Here is a 13,810-nt window from a genome sequence, read left to right as displayed (position 1 = left end):
CCCCTTTACGAGTAATCAGTGCCCACACGTGTGTGCTGTGTGGCGGCCGGCAGCGGTAGTACTTCTTTTTTCGTTATCTCGGCGGTATGCACTTTATCTTTGCGTACGTCGCGCAGGAATAAGCTTAACAGGATTCCCGCGATGCAAAACGCCGTCGCCCAATAGAAGGCATCATTGATGCCTAAGACATTGGCGTGAAGCTGCGTCTGCCCGGCCAGTACGGACATAGCGTATTGCCGTGCCTGGTCTAGGGTCATGTGCCCGGCTTGCGCGATCGACTGCACGAAAGACTGGAATGACTGCATAAAGTTCGGGTCCGAGGTGACCATCTGGTCGGACATGCCGGCAGCGTGGAAAGTAGTACGGCTTGTATAGATTGTTGTCACCAAGCTTGTACCGATCGAACCGGCGACCTGCCGGAGCGTGTTGGACATAGCGGTACCATGGCTGTTGAGATGCTTGGGCAGTTGGTTCATGCCCGCGGTCATTATCGGCATCATTAAGATGGACATCCCGAAGGAACGTACCATATACAACGCTAAAATGTGTTCGTATGACGTGTGTATGTTCAACCGGGTAAATTGATATGTTGTTACGGCTGTAATGATCAAACCGATCAGCGCCAGCGGACGCGGCCCTACTTTGTCAAACAGGATGCCGGAAATTGGCGACATCACAAGCATAACCAGCGCCCCGGGCAGCATCAATAGACCGGCCTCGTAGGGCGTGAACCCCCGCAAGGTTTGCAAATAAATAGGGAGCAGAAACATACCTGCAAACATGATGACCATAAGAATGGCACTAATAACATTGGTCAGCGAAAACATATCATACTTGAACACCCTGAAATCGAGCATAGGGTTGGAAGAGCTTAATTGCTGAATAATGAACGCTATGATGCCGATGATACCGATAATGACAGTGGTCAGAACAATCGGATCGGTCCACCCATTTTTGCCTGCCTCACTTACTCCGTATAACAGGAACGACACACCGACCAAGGAAAATAAGGTCCCATACACATCCAGTTTGATTTTCTTCGGAGTTGTCAGATTTCGGAGCGTGAAGAGAGCAATGAGAATCACCATCACGCCAAGCGGCACCATTGCGTAAAACATCGCCCGCCAGCTGTAATTCTGGATCATCCATCCGGACAAAGTCGGACCGACCGCCGGAGCAAACATCATGGCTAAGCCGAATATACCCATCCCTTTACCACGGATTTCCGGAGGGAAAATGTACAGTATGAGCGTCATAACGAGAGGCTGCAAAATGCCGCCGCCAACGGCTTGGATCAAGCGTCCCGTCAACATAACCGAGAAGTTCGTCGCCACTCCACATATCAGCGTGCCAAGAGTGAAAGAACACATAGCGACCAAGAATAAGGCACGCGATCCGAAGCGTTCAATTAAATACGCCGATAAGGGAATGAGAACCCCGTTCACCAGCATGTAACCCGTAGTGAGCCATTGTATAGTTGCGGCCCCTACACCAAACTCCGTCATCATATGCGGCATTGCAACAGCCAACAGTGTTTGATTTAATATAGCGATAAACAGGCCTAACATAAGCACGATAAGCAGAGGGATATGCTGTCGTATTCCCTGGTTATCCGCACTCGCTGTTTGGGTAGCCATATATAGGCAACCTCCTTTCCGGGCAGCTGCCCGACTCAGTGGACATTACTTCGAAATTTTGATTTGCGCATTCATCCCGGGCAGAACGTTATCCGAAGCGTTCTTGATCGAAATCTTCACCGGAACTTTCTGTGTTACTTTCGTGTAGCTGCCGCTGGTCGTTTGCTGAGGCATCAGCGCGAATACCGAATTCGTGGCGTAACCCATTTTCTCCACTTTACCTTCGAACACGGTGTCAGGCTCACCGTCTACTTTTATATCAACACTATCGCCTTCTTTAATATCTTGCACATCTGTTTCTTTAATGTTGGCCGTGATGTAAAGATGATTCATGTCCGCTACTTGAGCTAAAATCTGGCCTGCCTGCACCGTTTGATCGTTTCTCACTTGGTTTTTAATCACTGTGCCCGCCATCTGCGATGCAACAGAAACCGCGTTTTGTCCCTCCGACACTTTGCCTAATTCAGCGCCTGAGGTCACGGAAGCTCCCTCCTGTACGTTCCAACCCGTTAACTTGCCGGTCGCCGGAGCCACAACAGGCATCATGTCGGCAGATACTTTTGCCTCGTCCGTCTGCAAATAATTAGTGCTCTGATTGTAGTAGTAGGCACCACCGGCGATCAGGGCAAGTGCCACCACTATACCTAAAACATTCACGATAACTAGCCGTGCTTTACTCATTCATTTGTTCTCCTTTCGCTATAAAAGCTGTGAATTATGTGACGTAGTAGGTTCGTGCTGCATTCACCTCTTTTTAACGAATTTATTTAAACAGTTTAAATATTAAATTGTGTTATTATTTAAGTCAACTATTATTTAAATCATGTAAACAAATTTTCCAATTTGACAATTTAATTTCAACCAATTAACATTTTATGTATTTGAATAATTTGGCGCCGAGGGGTCGTTCGAGAATGGTTAAACATGAGCAAGAGTTTCTCAATAACATACAGTCGATTATGCTGTCAATCAGCCGCAAGTTGCGCCCGGTTCTGGAAAAACATTTACAGCCGTACGGCATAACCCCGCCGCAGTTTAACATGATGTTTACTCTCGAACGGGAAGGGGCGTGCCGGGTGACCCACCTGGCCGATATTATTAATGTGAAGCCAAGCGCTATCACCGTTATTATGGACCGGCTGATCGAACGGCAATTGGTGCTGCGCTACCATTCGGAAGTCGACCGCAGGGTGGTCATGATGGAGCTGAGCGAGAACGGTAAACAGGTTCTGGCAAAAATGATGCAATCGTACCGCCAGATTATGGGACAATACTTTGCACAGTTTACGCAGGATGAACTGGCGGCGTTTTTGGAGCTGTTCCAAAAGCTGGATGCAGTTATTACGACGACAAAGATAGACTTTGAGCAAGGCGAAAAGTGACATGGGCTAGCCCGCAGTGACTGCGCCTCTCGGTAGGTGGTTGGACTAAAAGGTTTGCCGTAGCATACTGACACCATTAACGGCATATGGTGAAGGATACTCCCCAATGCAGCAGGAGGTAACACGGATGAAACCAATCTTGCAAATCTCTCTGGATTTGACCAATATCGAGGAAGCGTTGGACATGGCTGAACTCGCGGTGGAGGCGGGTGTGGACTGGATTGAGGCGGGCACACCTCTGCTGCTGAGTGAAGGCTTGCACGCCGTGCGCAAGCTGCGCGAAGCATTCCCGCACCACCCGATTGTGGCGGATTTGAAAACGATGGACGGTGGGTACCTCGAGGCCGAAATGATGGCTAAAGCAGGCGCAACCCATGTAGTTGTGATGGGGGTGGCACATCAAGCGACGATTCGTGCGGTGGTCCGGGCGGCAAAGCATTACAACATCAAGGTTATGGGTGACATCATGGCATCGGAGGATCCTGTGGCTTGCGCGCGAATGTTAGAGGAGAACGGTGTGGATTACATTATTGTACATACCGGGTTTGACGAGCGGGGGGAGGATCCCGCAAGAACTCCGTTCGACCATTTGGATGAGGTAGTCAAAGCCGTTTCAATCCCCGTGCAGGCTGTGGGCGGTCTATCCATCGATCAGGCGGCGGAAATGCCGAAGCACGGTGCCCCGCTGGTCGTGGTAGGTGCACCGCTCGTCATCGACCGGCAGGAATTCAGCCCGAGTACCGACCGTGAAAAACTCAAGGAAATTTTGCTTGAACTGAACAAGCGCGTCAAAGCAAACTATTAGACCGCCGATGGGGAGGTGAGACGATGCGTGTGCCGGGCCGTGCAAGGATAGCAGCCTTTCCTAAGGCGTATCTGAACGATATGGTCGAGGGTAAACTCAGCTTGTTCGAATGGATCGAAATGGCGGGCACCCTGGGTGTGGACGGACTGGAAATGTATTTTCACTTTTTCAAGGACGCGGACAGTTCCTATACGAACGAGGTGAAGCAGGTCGCTGACGCGCAGGGGCTACTCATCCCAATGATGTGTGCCTCCCCGGATTTTACCCAGGCTGATGCAGCCGCCCGCGCGAGAGAGATAGAAGCTATGAAGCGAATCATCGACATAACGGCTTACCTGGGACCGGATGATTTCAGAAGCTGCCGCGTATTATCCGGACAAAACCGGCCGGGCATTGCAATAGAAGACGGAATCCGTTGGACAGTGGAATCAATTAACAAGCTATTGCCATATGCAGCGGAAAAGAAAGTTCATCTGGTGATGGAAAACCATTACAAGGATGGCTTTTGGATATATCCGGAATTCGCTCAGCCGGCAGACATTTTTTTGAAAATCATCGGTCAGATTAGTTCGCCGTGGTTCGGTGTGAATTATGACCCGTCGAACGCGCTTCTCGCAGGTGAAGATCCGATTTGTCTGTTGAAGAAGGTGATCCACCGCACAGTAACGATGCACGCGAGCGACCGTTATCTCAAAGACGGTTACACCGTGGACGATCTGAAAAACTACTCTCTTCAGGGCTATTCGGAAGCATTGGCTCATGGCGTAATTGGCAGCGGATTGAATGACTATGATACTATTTTTTCCATTTTACAGGCGGCGTCGTACCACGGATGGATCTCGATTGAGGATGGAATCAACGGACTGGATGAAATGCGGGAATCGGCGCAATTTCTGAGACAACAGATCGATGAATACCTCACCGGTTGAAGGGGCAAGGGTTTTCAATCCGTGGCAGCCGATCTCCCGCTACTTGGTGAGAATGTGCGGGTTTGCGGCCAGGATTTGTTCTGCGGTTGCCCGCAGTCTCGGCAGGAAGCGGCGAACATCCTCCGCTCGGCGGATGAGGTCTCTCGTGGAAACGATGCCAAGGTCGGCGAGCAGCGCTTCAAATGCGGGAGAGAGTGCCCGCTGCAGCTGCGGCCGCGAGTCTGCAGCCAGAATCTTGTGGCAGCGTGAGAATGTCGCGACCGTCCAGAACACGGTTTCACGGTGATCGCCGGCCTGGATCAGCTCCCGGCTGCCGTCAATGGCGATCGGCCGTGCCGCGGCGGTGATGTCGGTACTGAAGAAAAATGGTGTCTTGGCCTCCGCCGCGGCGGCGTCGAAAGTTATGGCGAGCTGGGTCAGATGATGCGCAGCACGCTCGCGCGTCAAATCAGCGCAGCCGAGCAGCTGCAGCAGCTCCGGGTAGAGCCCGTCGTGGCCGTATTCATTGAGCACTTCGCGCGCGGCGAGGTAACGGAGGCGCACCGTCGGGTTGCGCAGCGCGGCGACCAGCAGGACATGTGTGGTCACGCCGGTAGGGAAAAGCCACGCTGTCACTTGGTCGTACATCGGCGCGGATGTGTCGATGCCGTGCAGCCCGGACTCGATTTTATGCAGCACGTTGTGACAACGGCGTTGTACCCAGTCGCGCTCAGCAAATTGACGGGACACCTTCCTTTGCAATTCGGAAAGACGTCCGGTGGGATCGCTAATGATCGTGTCAATGCGAAAGCTGCCCGCCAGATGATAATTCGTCAAAACCTCCTCTGTTGAGCTCAGTTGGCGCCAGGTGAGAAACGTAACCTCGATTAGTGTACCGCGGTATATGAACTTACCTAATTTTAGCGGTGGCTCAGCCTCCGCAGTGACGACCACGACATCAATATCCGAGGCCGGCGGCAGCTCCGCGTCACTAGACAACCCTACCGTGGAGCCGCTAAAATATGCCCCCCGGAACGCAGCGTCCTTACTCGCGTTCTGCATCACCCACTCAGCAGCTGCCGCGCGTGCAGCGCCCACGGTTTGTATTGTCATGCGAATTATCCCCTCCGATGGTTACCTAACAAAAGTTTTTGCGTGCACCTGCTGACTTCGCACCTCGAACATAGCGTAATTCCTGCTCGCGTCGTCGGCGTTGTAGGCCGCCGTGGTACCACGCGGGCGTGTTCAGGCATCGCATCGACAGCTCGGCATCCGTCGCACAAAAAAGTCCGTATATCCCTCGCGGGATATACGGCGAAGTGTTACCCTTTGATACCTGTTAACGTAATGCCTTCGATAATCTGTCTCTGCGCGATAACGTACACGATCAACACCGGAACCACGGAGATCGTCGTGCCTGCCATCAATAGCGCCCAATCGGCGGCGTACAGCCCTTTAAATGTATTCAGCAGCAGCGGCACGGTGAATTTTTCCGGCGTATTCAGATAAATCAAGGGCTCCAGAAAGTTGTTCCACGTACCCAGAAAAGAAAATATCGCCAAGGCGGCTAGCGCCGGTCTGATTAAAGGCAGGATCACTTTCCAATAGATTGTGAACGGATTGGCGCCGTCGACTACGGCCGCCTCCTCCAGCTCGTTCGGAATACCTTTGACAAACTGCCGCAGCAGAAACACGCCGAAAGCATTGAATAGAGCAGCCGGAACGATGATCGCCAAGTGAGAATCCATCCACCCGATGGTTTGCATGATGATATAGAGAGGGATCATGGTGACCTGCTTCGGTACCATCATGGTAGCCAGAAACAGAACGAACAAGAAGTGGGCCCCCGGGAATCTGATTTTGGCAAAAGCATACGCAGCCATGGACACTGTAAGCAGCTGTGCGGCGATCACGGTCACCGAGATATACAGGCTATTCCAATAGGCGTGCCCGAACGGCATTGCACTCAATGAGTTCGGGTAGTTCGACCATACCATCGGGTCGGGGATCCACTGCGGCGGGATCAGAAAGATTTGGGAAATGTCTTTCAACGAGCTGCTGACCGTCCACAAAAACGGAAAAACCATCAGAAACGCGCCAAGACTCAATACGACGTGCAGTATGATCTGTGAGACAGAAATTCGCTTTTTGCGCGCGGCAGCGTGGGTGTTGCTGATGCTTATACTCAATGTTCTACCCCTCATAGTGCACCCACCTTTTTGACATTTTTAACTGGACCAATGTGAATGTCAGAATGATGGCAAACAGAATCATTGCCGCCGCGGCACTTTCGCCCATTCTGAAGTTAATGAAGGCGCGGTCATAGATGTGAAACACCAGGGTGTAGCTGGCCTTGGCCGGTCCGCCGTTGGTCATAACGAACGCCTGGTCAAATACCTGGAACGATCCGATAATCGACATGATGGTGATGAAAAAGGTGGTCGGCGACAGCAGCGGCAAAGTGATGTGCCAAAACTTTTGCATCCCGGAGGCTCCGTCGATCTCAGCCGCTTCGTAATAGCTGGACGAGATGCCCTGCAGTCCCGCCAGGAAAATTACCATGTTATGACCGAGCCCCGACCATATACTCAGCATGGCGATGGAGGGAATGACCCACTCCGTGTCGGTGAGCCACTTGGGTCCGGTGATGCCGATGCGTTTTAGAATTTCGTTCAAAATCCCGAAGTCTCCGTTCAAAACCCACATCCAAATCACGCCGACCGACACGGTGCTGGTCACTACAGGCATGAAATAAAATACGCGGTAAACATTTTTTCCCTTGACCTTATTCAGCGCAATCGCCACCAGCATGGCCAAGCATATGCTAAGCGGAATCACCAAAACCGTGTAATAAGCAGTGTTGATCAGCGCCTTCCAGAAATGTTCATCGTGAAACTGTATGACAAAATTGCCAAGGCCGATAAATGTTTTTTCTCCAAAGCCGTCCCACTTCATCAGGCTTAAGCTAAGCGCATAAACCAGTGGAATGAGTGCAAACAAGATCAAACCGATCAACTGCGGTCCGATGAAAAAATACCCCCACAGAGCTCTTTTTGCGTTAGTCATGTTCTATCTCCTTCCATTGTCAGATGATGGCAACGGCGATTACTGTTTGTCTTCGGCGATTTTTTGCTTCACCTTGGCGGCGAGCTTCTGGACAGTTGTTTCCGGTGTATCTTTGCCGAGCAGCATCAAATCGTATATATCCTCCGCGTCCTTCGACAGGCCGGCGACCCGGGCGTCTAACTGCTGCGGTGATCCTGCGGCAACCCCAATTTTACGGGCGTCCAACAAATACTGCGCATGCGGCGGAATTCCGTTCGCAGTGACGATTTCGTCAATGCCTGTTACAGAAGGAACAGCGTTGCCGGTTTCGGATAGACGAATCTTCTGTCCCTCTTTGGACACGTAAAACGATAGGAACTTCATCGCCTCCTGCGCATGGGCCGAATTCTTGTTGACCGCCATATACGCAGTGGCCACGGCAGCCGGTTCCGTTTTGTTGCCTGTGTTAGTCGGATAAGGTATGTAATCAAAGTCTAGAGATTTGTTAGTGCTGAACAGCGGCGTCAGCCAACGTCCGGCAGCAACCATGGCCGCCTGGTTGGACAGAAACATGGCGTCTACGCCCTGCCCCTGCGGCAGAGAGCCGGCGTACACGGATTGTTTGTTTTGTACCAGTCGAGCCACGAACTTGACCGCTTCCAGCGATTTCGGATCCTTATCCAGCACATAGTTGCCTTGTTCGTCGTAAATCTTCCCCCCGTTTGCCCATATCCAGCTTGACATGCCCGACCATGATTTTTCCTGCACGAAACCGTATTTGCCCGCCTCCTTCAGCTTCGCTGTGACCTGATCGAATGTTTCCCAATTCCACTCACCCGCGTCGAAATACTCCTGCGGCAGTTTCACGCCGGCATCCTGGAACAGTTTTTTGTTGTAGTAGAGCACGAGAGGATTGCAATCCACCATCACGCCGTAATACTTGTCGTCCTGCTTAGCGACACCCCAGAGCCCGGGAGAATACTCATCCAATTTTGCGGCGCTGTCCGGGCTGTTCAAGAACTCGGTGAGCTCGGCGATAGATTGATTCTTGATCAGCCTGGACATCGTCCCATCACCGACGTAAAACACATCGGGCGCGTTGTTTCCTGACAGCTGCGTTAACAGCTTCTGCTCATACCCGTCGCTGGGCGTAGGAATCAGTTTGATTTGGACGTTCGGATTTTTTTCCATATACGCATCGATGCCTTTCTGATACACCTTCAACTCTGCCGGATTGCCCCATGCACCCATCGTCAAGTTAATGCTTCCATTCGCTGCGGAACCGCTTTCACTTTTGGTCTCAGGACCCCCACAGCCCTGCATCACTGGCAGCGCCAGCAGCACCAGACCCATGGCTGACAGTGTAAACTTTGATCGTTTCATTTGAATACCCTCCCGGTAATGTAATTAAAAATAACGTTTTCAGGTAAAAGTTTACTTATAGCCCAGACGATACCATGTACAGGAGGAGTGTGCAACACAAATTTTGTAACCGCTTTTAATTGTTCATGCCGTAATTTCCCTGTCGACACGAGTACCGCTGGGTTGACACCACACTTATGTATACCTTTTTCTGTTATTAACCAAAATTCGAGCATTTGAATCAGATTGATGACAAGCCGCCGACAAAAGCAGCTAGAGCCATGGCTACCATGGCTAGCGCCGTCCAGCATGCGAAAAACATGCATCCACGTCCATTAATGGACGCGATAAAGAAAGCGCATTATAGTACAGGGAGGGGCTGCAGGCGTGCGCTGCTAGAACTGGCTGAGCAGGTTGGATGCGCGAGTAAAGAAAAAAATTCCGGCTGCGCATACAGTTCTGGCGTACCGGAGTGCAGAGGCAATACGGCAGGCATAAGCTCAGAGCTCCTCGTACGTGATAGCAGCGCAGCCCTCATGGCATGTGGACATAATTCAGTGGAGGTGTATCGGATGAACGAGTGGGAGAGAGCAGTCGACATTTTTCTACGGGATTGGAGAAGCAAACCGGAGGTGATTGGTGCAATGGTCTGCGGCAGCTATATAACAGGCAATCCGTCACCACGATCAGACATCGATGTGCATATTATTTTGTCGGATGCTGTTGATTGGCGGGAAAGGGGCAATAGAATATGCCGTGGATTCCTTATCGAGTATTTTGCTAATACGCCGAAGCAGATCAGGGGTTACTTTCAAGAAGATTTCAATGACCGCCGGACGATGTCCATGGTGCAGTTTATCACCGGGAGCATCGTGTTCGATACGGCGGGCGTGATCGGACAGCTGAGAAGAGAAGCGCAGGAATGGAGGGAAAGGCAACACACCGGACTCACCGAGGCATCGCTGGAATTAAAAAAATACGCAATCTGGGACACGCTGGACAATCTGTATGATTGTTTTGAGGGGCAGAGAGCGGATTTCCATTTTAGCTACCACAACTCATTGATGCGGCTATTTAAGGAGTATTGTGAGGTTCTTCAACTGGAACCGATTCCGTATTATCAGATCTATTCGTATCTGTCGGACTCAATGTACCTAGCTAAATACTTGAAGAGCCGCTTTCCAGACGAGGCGTTCAAACACATGTTTATCCAAGCGTTGCAAGAAGCGGACAGGAATAAAATGATGCAGTATTATGATCGGCTATCTCAGCACGTTCTAACACAAATGGGCGGGTTTGATATCGATGGCTGGACGCTTAGAAGCCCGACTGAGGTGTAACTCAGCTGCAACCCTTTTCACTTCGCGCTAGAGGTACGTCGACATATTTTACATATCGGTCTCGTTCGATTTCTCGATAAATTCGGACAAAATTCACGTCAAAGGTCGGATAAGGAGTCAATTCTTGTTCGGCTTTTCTTAGCATTTGCATCAGCTCCTCATGTGTTAAGCCCCAATAAGTTTGCCCTAAGGTCAAATGCGGAGAGTAACTTTCTAGCTCAAAATATCGCTTGATGAGCTCTGTGGAAGGGGAAATCGCGTGCACAAGCCTTTCGTGCAAGCTATGTATTTTCTCTGACCGCACGCTCAAAAACAGCACATCCCGGGAAAAAAACATCGGTTGGTGCAAGCTCACCTGGAAAGCAGGAAAACCACTGCATACACATTTCACTGCATCAATCCAGCTGCCGTCAGGTGTTAATCCACCCTGAGCCTTCACTGTGATGTGCGGTTCCACGTCTTGCGGCAGTGCATTATTCGGCCACTGTCTTTGGAACCTTGTCGTTTGACACACATATTCGTCTGGCGGCACGATTCCGATAAAAAAATGCATCCTTGACCTCCTCACCTGACGGTTATCCGCCACCTAAATTTTACTGTGTTTTCATGCGGTATGCACCTATCGGGAGAAATTTATGACAGATGGATTGGAAAATATGCGATGTTTTAAAAGATCTCTCGGAGCGCTGCGGCTTTCATTTATTGTTGGCTTTTAAGCAGGGAGATTGCCGTGGTGCCACCACGTCATCTATTGATTGGTTGACCTGTGCCAAGAGAGAGGCGCGCGACTCCCGTACGCAAACGTATGGATACGCCATGTTTGCAGTCCTGCGGGGACCGGACGCTAGGTTTTTTGCTACTCGCGGGGATGGACAGCTAATCCACGTGCCCGCCTCCAACGCTGATAAAAAAACCAATTGACAGAGAATGGAAACGTCACCTATACTACACTTAACGATTATCGATAATCATTAATTACTAGTTCCATTTCTGGAAGCGCTTAATCATGTTGGGAGGTGAGGTGCCGAGTCCCATCGATGTTAAGTCAGCATGAATCGTAGGCTCCGACAATGCGATATAATACCCGAACAAGGAGTGGAACTATTGAAAACGTCGATCCGCGCGATACTATTGATGTGTTTCGCAGCAGTTATACTCACTGTGTCCGCGTGTGGAAACACTTCGGCCGGCGGCGCTGCCGGAGGTGCGGGCGAAGTGATCAAGGTCGGGATGACGGCCGATCTCACTGGGAAATCGGCATTGACCGGCGAGTTCAAGAAGCGAGGCGCGCAGATTGCGCTGGATGAGATTAACGGTGCGGGCGGCATCCAGGGGAAGAAGCTCGAGCTGGTGGTGGAGGATGACCGCGGCACCAATGACGGAATGGTCTCGGCATTCCAGAAGCTTATAGCGGATCCGGAGATAGTCGCGGTCATCGGTCCGATTACGAGCACAATGTCGCTTGCAATCGACCAGATCACGAAGAGAACCGGCGTACCGGTCATGATTGGCGGAACCAATGTCGAGCTAACCACGGAGTTGAAAAACAAATGGTTCTTCCGCTTCAGACCCAGTGACGCTTACGCTGCGAAAACAATAGTAGATTTTTCAACAGATAAGCTAGGGAAAACGAAGGCCGCCATCGTCTATGATACCGATGCCTTCGGTACGGCCGGCAAAGACCTGCTGGTCGCCGAATACAAGAAAAGGAACATGACCCCGGTGGTCACCGAAGGGGTTACCGCCAACACCAAAGATTTCACGCCAGTACTGGAAAACATTCGCAAATCCGGCGCGGATATCATTAACGTATATATGACACTGTCAGCTGACATCGCCCAGTTGGTAGTGCAAATGAGACAGCTTGGCGTCAACGCGGAATTGATATCGTGCGCGGCCGGGGCGCAGACAACTACGATCAAGCTGGCGGGAGACAAATTGGACGGCATCTACGGCGTGAACGATTTTGCGCTTGATCAGAGTGAAGAAACCAAGCGATTTGTTGCAAAGTTCTCGAGCAAATACACTGACAATCCGGACTTATACTCAGGTTGGGTGTATGACGCCCTGAATGTGCTCGCCAAGGTGATCGAAGAAAGAGGAAGCGACCCGGACCAGATCCGCGAGGGGATTTTGGCTATCAAGGGCTATAAAGGGGTGGAAGGCGAATACGACTTCGACGAACTCGGAGACGGGCTTCATGCGTATTCCGTGGTTAAAGTGGAAAATGGCCGGGTTGTGACTGTGAAATAGCGGCACGAGCGGGCGACACCGCCCAGTGGGAGCGCAAGCAGCCGTGGGCAGGGAACGCGCGCGATGATGTTTGCAAAAAATACGTAGGCTTCGGCTGGAGCGGCGGAGCGCAAACGCCATAGCGTCGCATGCGAATCATTACATGAGGGAAGGGGGAAGCGGATGGAACTGCTCAATATGCCCCTGCAGCTTCTAGTCAGCGGAATGGCGATAGGAAGTATTTATGCGTTGGTAGCGCTGGGATTTGTGTTGATTTACGTGTCCGTAAACGTCGTTAACTTCGCCCAAGGCGAGTTTACCATGATGGGAGCGTTCGTCGCTTTTACGCTTATGGTTACACTCGGTATGCCGATCTGGGTTGGACTTATCCTGGGGATTATCATCGTCGGCGGGATCGGTTACTTGTTCCAGTTGAGCGTGTACCGGCCGTTTGCGAGGCGCAACAAGGCGTTTTTGACCGTAATGATCAGCACGCTCGGGGCATCGATGATTATCCAGAACATTTTTCTGCTCGGCTATGGTGCTGTCCCGCTTAAGCTGCCGCCTCTGTTTCAGACAGATACAGTTAAGTTGGGTGAAATCGTCATTTCCGTGCAGTATCTCTCGATCCTGTGCTGCGCCGTCATCCTGTTGGCGGTACAGTACCTGCTGTTTGAAAAAACACGTCTCGGCAAAATGATGCAAGCTACCGCGCAGGACCCGGAAACTGCCAAATTGATGGGTATCAAGGCGTCCCGAATGCAAGCGCTAACATTCATCTACAGTGCGGCACTTGGAGGCGCAGCCGGTATTCTTGTCGCCCCGATTTTTATGATTAGCCATACGATGGGAGCGATCATAGGATTGAAAGCTTTTGCCGCTGCGATTGTAGGAGGTTTGGGTGATGTGAAGGGTGCGATTATTGGCGGGCTGATGATAGGGGTTGCCGAAACGTTTGCCGCTGCATATATCTCGGGCCCGTATAAAGATGCGTTTGCCTTCCTGTTTTTGATCGTTTTCCTAATCTTCAGGCCATACGGCATTTTCGGGGAAAAGGTAGGGACGAAAGCATAATACTCTGGCGTACTTCAACTCTAAG

14 protein-coding genes are annotated in these 13,810 nt (G+C 51.2%); 7 read left to right on the top strand and 7 right to left on the bottom strand.

Features of this window, described 5'->3' with window-relative positions; all coding sequences use genetic code 11:
• Positions 1-5: 5 nt before the first annotated feature.
• Positions 6-1,637, bottom strand: a complete 1,632-nt coding sequence (locus CBW46_RS10570; protein WP_089199966.1) for a DHA2 family efflux MFS transporter permease subunit — start codon at positions 1,635-1,637, stop codon at positions 6-8.
• Positions 1,638-1,682: 45 nt separating this feature from the next.
• On the bottom strand, positions 1,683-2,318 hold the full coding sequence (locus CBW46_RS10565; RefSeq protein ID WP_089199965.1) for an HlyD family secretion protein: 636 nt from the start codon (positions 2,316-2,318) through the stop codon (positions 1,683-1,685).
• Between the two features lie 233 nt (positions 2,319-2,551).
• Here CBW46_RS10565 and CBW46_RS10560 point away from each other — a divergent pair, with 233 nt between their 5' ends.
• From CBW46_RS10560 to CBW46_RS10550, 3 genes are all read left to right on the top strand, one after another.
• A complete protein-coding gene (locus CBW46_RS10560) occupies positions 2,552-3,019 on the top strand; it encodes a MarR family winged helix-turn-helix transcriptional regulator (protein WP_165842264.1) in 468 nt (155 codons plus the stop codon).
• Between the two features lie 127 nt (positions 3,020-3,146).
• On the top strand, positions 3,147-3,824 hold the full coding sequence (locus tag CBW46_RS10555; RefSeq protein ID WP_089199963.1) for an orotidine 5'-phosphate decarboxylase / HUMPS family protein: 678 nt from the start codon (positions 3,147-3,149) through the stop codon (positions 3,822-3,824).
• A 23-nt stretch (positions 3,825-3,847) separates the two neighbouring features.
• Positions 3,848-4,753, top strand: coding sequence for a sugar phosphate isomerase/epimerase family protein (locus CBW46_RS10550; protein ID WP_089199962.1), 906 nt, complete (start codon positions 3,848-3,850; stop codon positions 4,751-4,753).
• Positions 4,754-4,792: 39 nt separating this feature from the next.
• Here CBW46_RS10550 and CBW46_RS10545 read toward each other — a convergent pair whose 3' ends face one another.
• From CBW46_RS10545 to CBW46_RS10530, 4 genes are all read right to left on the bottom strand, one after another.
• Complete coding sequence (locus CBW46_RS10545; RefSeq protein WP_089199961.1) at positions 4,793-5,845, bottom strand: hypothetical protein; 1,053 nt, start codon at positions 5,843-5,845, stop codon at positions 4,793-4,795.
• Positions 5,846-6,054: 209 nt separating this feature from the next.
• The gene (locus tag CBW46_RS10540; protein WP_089199960.1) at positions 6,055-6,936 is read right to left on the bottom strand and encodes a carbohydrate ABC transporter permease; all 882 of its coding nucleotides are present in this window, start codon (positions 6,934-6,936) and stop codon (positions 6,055-6,057) included.
• Positions 6,926-7,798, bottom strand: a complete 873-nt coding sequence (locus CBW46_RS10535; RefSeq protein WP_089199959.1) for a carbohydrate ABC transporter permease — start codon at positions 7,796-7,798, stop codon at positions 6,926-6,928. The genes CBW46_RS10540 and CBW46_RS10535 overlap by 11 nt, the downstream gene beginning before the upstream one ends.
• A 39-nt stretch (positions 7,799-7,837) precedes the next feature.
• Positions 7,838-9,160, bottom strand: coding sequence for an ABC transporter substrate-binding protein (locus CBW46_RS10530; protein ID WP_089199958.1), 1,323 nt, complete (start codon positions 9,158-9,160; stop codon positions 7,838-7,840).
• A 551-nt stretch (positions 9,161-9,711) separates the two neighbouring features.
• Here CBW46_RS10530 and CBW46_RS10525 point away from each other — a divergent pair.
• Complete coding sequence (locus CBW46_RS10525; protein WP_089199957.1) at positions 9,712-10,479, top strand: nucleotidyltransferase domain-containing protein; 768 nt, start codon at positions 9,712-9,714, stop codon at positions 10,477-10,479.
• Position 10,480: 1 nt separating this feature from the next.
• Here CBW46_RS10525 and CBW46_RS10520 read toward each other — a convergent pair whose 3' ends face one another.
• Positions 10,481-11,032 (bottom strand): 2'-5' RNA ligase family protein, encoded by a 552-nt coding sequence (locus tag CBW46_RS10520; RefSeq protein ID WP_089199956.1) that lies wholly within the window; start codon positions 11,030-11,032, stop codon positions 10,481-10,483.
• Positions 11,033-11,121: 89 nt separating this feature from the next.
• Here CBW46_RS10520 and CBW46_RS10515 point away from each other — a divergent pair, with 89 nt between their 5' ends.
• The 3 genes from CBW46_RS10515 to CBW46_RS10505 all read left to right on the top strand — a co-directional run bounded on the left by CBW46_RS10515 (position 11,122) and on the right by CBW46_RS10505 (position 13,785).
• Complete coding sequence (locus tag CBW46_RS10515) at positions 11,122-11,400, top strand: hypothetical protein (protein WP_089199955.1); 279 nt, start codon at positions 11,122-11,124, stop codon at positions 11,398-11,400.
• 183 nt (positions 11,401-11,583) lie between these two features.
• Positions 11,584-12,732 (top strand): ABC transporter substrate-binding protein, encoded by a 1,149-nt coding sequence (locus tag CBW46_RS10510; protein ID WP_165842263.1) that lies wholly within the window; start codon positions 11,584-11,586, stop codon positions 12,730-12,732.
• A gap of 162 nt (positions 12,733-12,894) precedes the next feature.
• Positions 12,895-13,785 (top strand): branched-chain amino acid ABC transporter permease, encoded by an 891-nt coding sequence (locus tag CBW46_RS10505; protein WP_089199953.1) that lies wholly within the window; start codon positions 12,895-12,897, stop codon positions 13,783-13,785.
• Positions 13,786-13,810: the final 25 nt, after the last annotated feature.

The organism is Paenibacillus xerothermodurans (assembly GCF_002220865.2).
Lineage (GTDB): Bacteria > Bacillota > Bacilli > Paenibacillales > NBRC-103111 > Paenibacillus_S > Paenibacillus_S xerothermodurans.
The sequence above is the reverse complement of the archived record's forward strand: the minus strand, read 5'-3'. Positions and strand labels throughout refer to the sequence as shown.

Bases quoted from the DNA above. Each gene is read 5' to 3' on its own strand.
- CBW46_RS10515 (WP_089199955.1), top strand. From the start codon at position 11,122: ATGGATTGGAAAATATGCGATGTTTTAAAAGATCTCTCGGAGCGCTGC.
- CBW46_RS10520 (WP_089199956.1), bottom strand. From the start codon at position 11,032: ATGCATTTTTTTATCGGAATCGTGCCGCCAGACGAATATGTGTGTCAA.
- CBW46_RS10545 (WP_089199961.1), bottom strand. From the start codon at position 5,845: ATGACAATACAAACCGTGGGCGCTGCACGCGCGGCAGCTGCTGAGTGG.
- CBW46_RS10570 (WP_089199966.1), bottom strand. From the start codon at position 1,637: ATGGCTACCCAAACAGCGAGTGCGGATAACCAGGGAATACGACAGCAT.
- CBW46_RS10560 (WP_165842264.1), top strand. From the start codon at position 2,552: ATGGTTAAACATGAGCAAGAGTTTCTCAATAACATACAGTCGATTATG.
- CBW46_RS10530 (WP_089199958.1), bottom strand. From the start codon at position 9,160: ATGAAACGATCAAAGTTTACACTGTCAGCCATGGGTCTGGTGCTGCTG.
- CBW46_RS10550 (WP_089199962.1), top strand. From the start codon at position 3,848: ATGCGTGTGCCGGGCCGTGCAAGGATAGCAGCCTTTCCTAAGGCGTAT.
- CBW46_RS10555 (WP_089199963.1), top strand. From the start codon at position 3,147: ATGAAACCAATCTTGCAAATCTCTCTGGATTTGACCAATATCGAGGAA.
- CBW46_RS10505 (WP_089199953.1), top strand. From the start codon at position 12,895: ATGGAACTGCTCAATATGCCCCTGCAGCTTCTAGTCAGCGGAATGGCG.
- CBW46_RS10540 (WP_089199960.1), bottom strand. From the start codon at position 6,936: ATGAGGGGTAGAACATTGAGTATAAGCATCAGCAACACCCACGCTGCC.
- CBW46_RS10525 (WP_089199957.1), top strand. From the start codon at position 9,712: ATGAACGAGTGGGAGAGAGCAGTCGACATTTTTCTACGGGATTGGAGA.
- CBW46_RS10565 (WP_089199965.1), bottom strand. From the start codon at position 2,318: ATGAGTAAAGCACGGCTAGTTATCGTGAATGTTTTAGGTATAGTGGTG.
- CBW46_RS10535 (WP_089199959.1), bottom strand. From the start codon at position 7,798: ATGACTAACGCAAAAAGAGCTCTGTGGGGGTATTTTTTCATCGGACCG.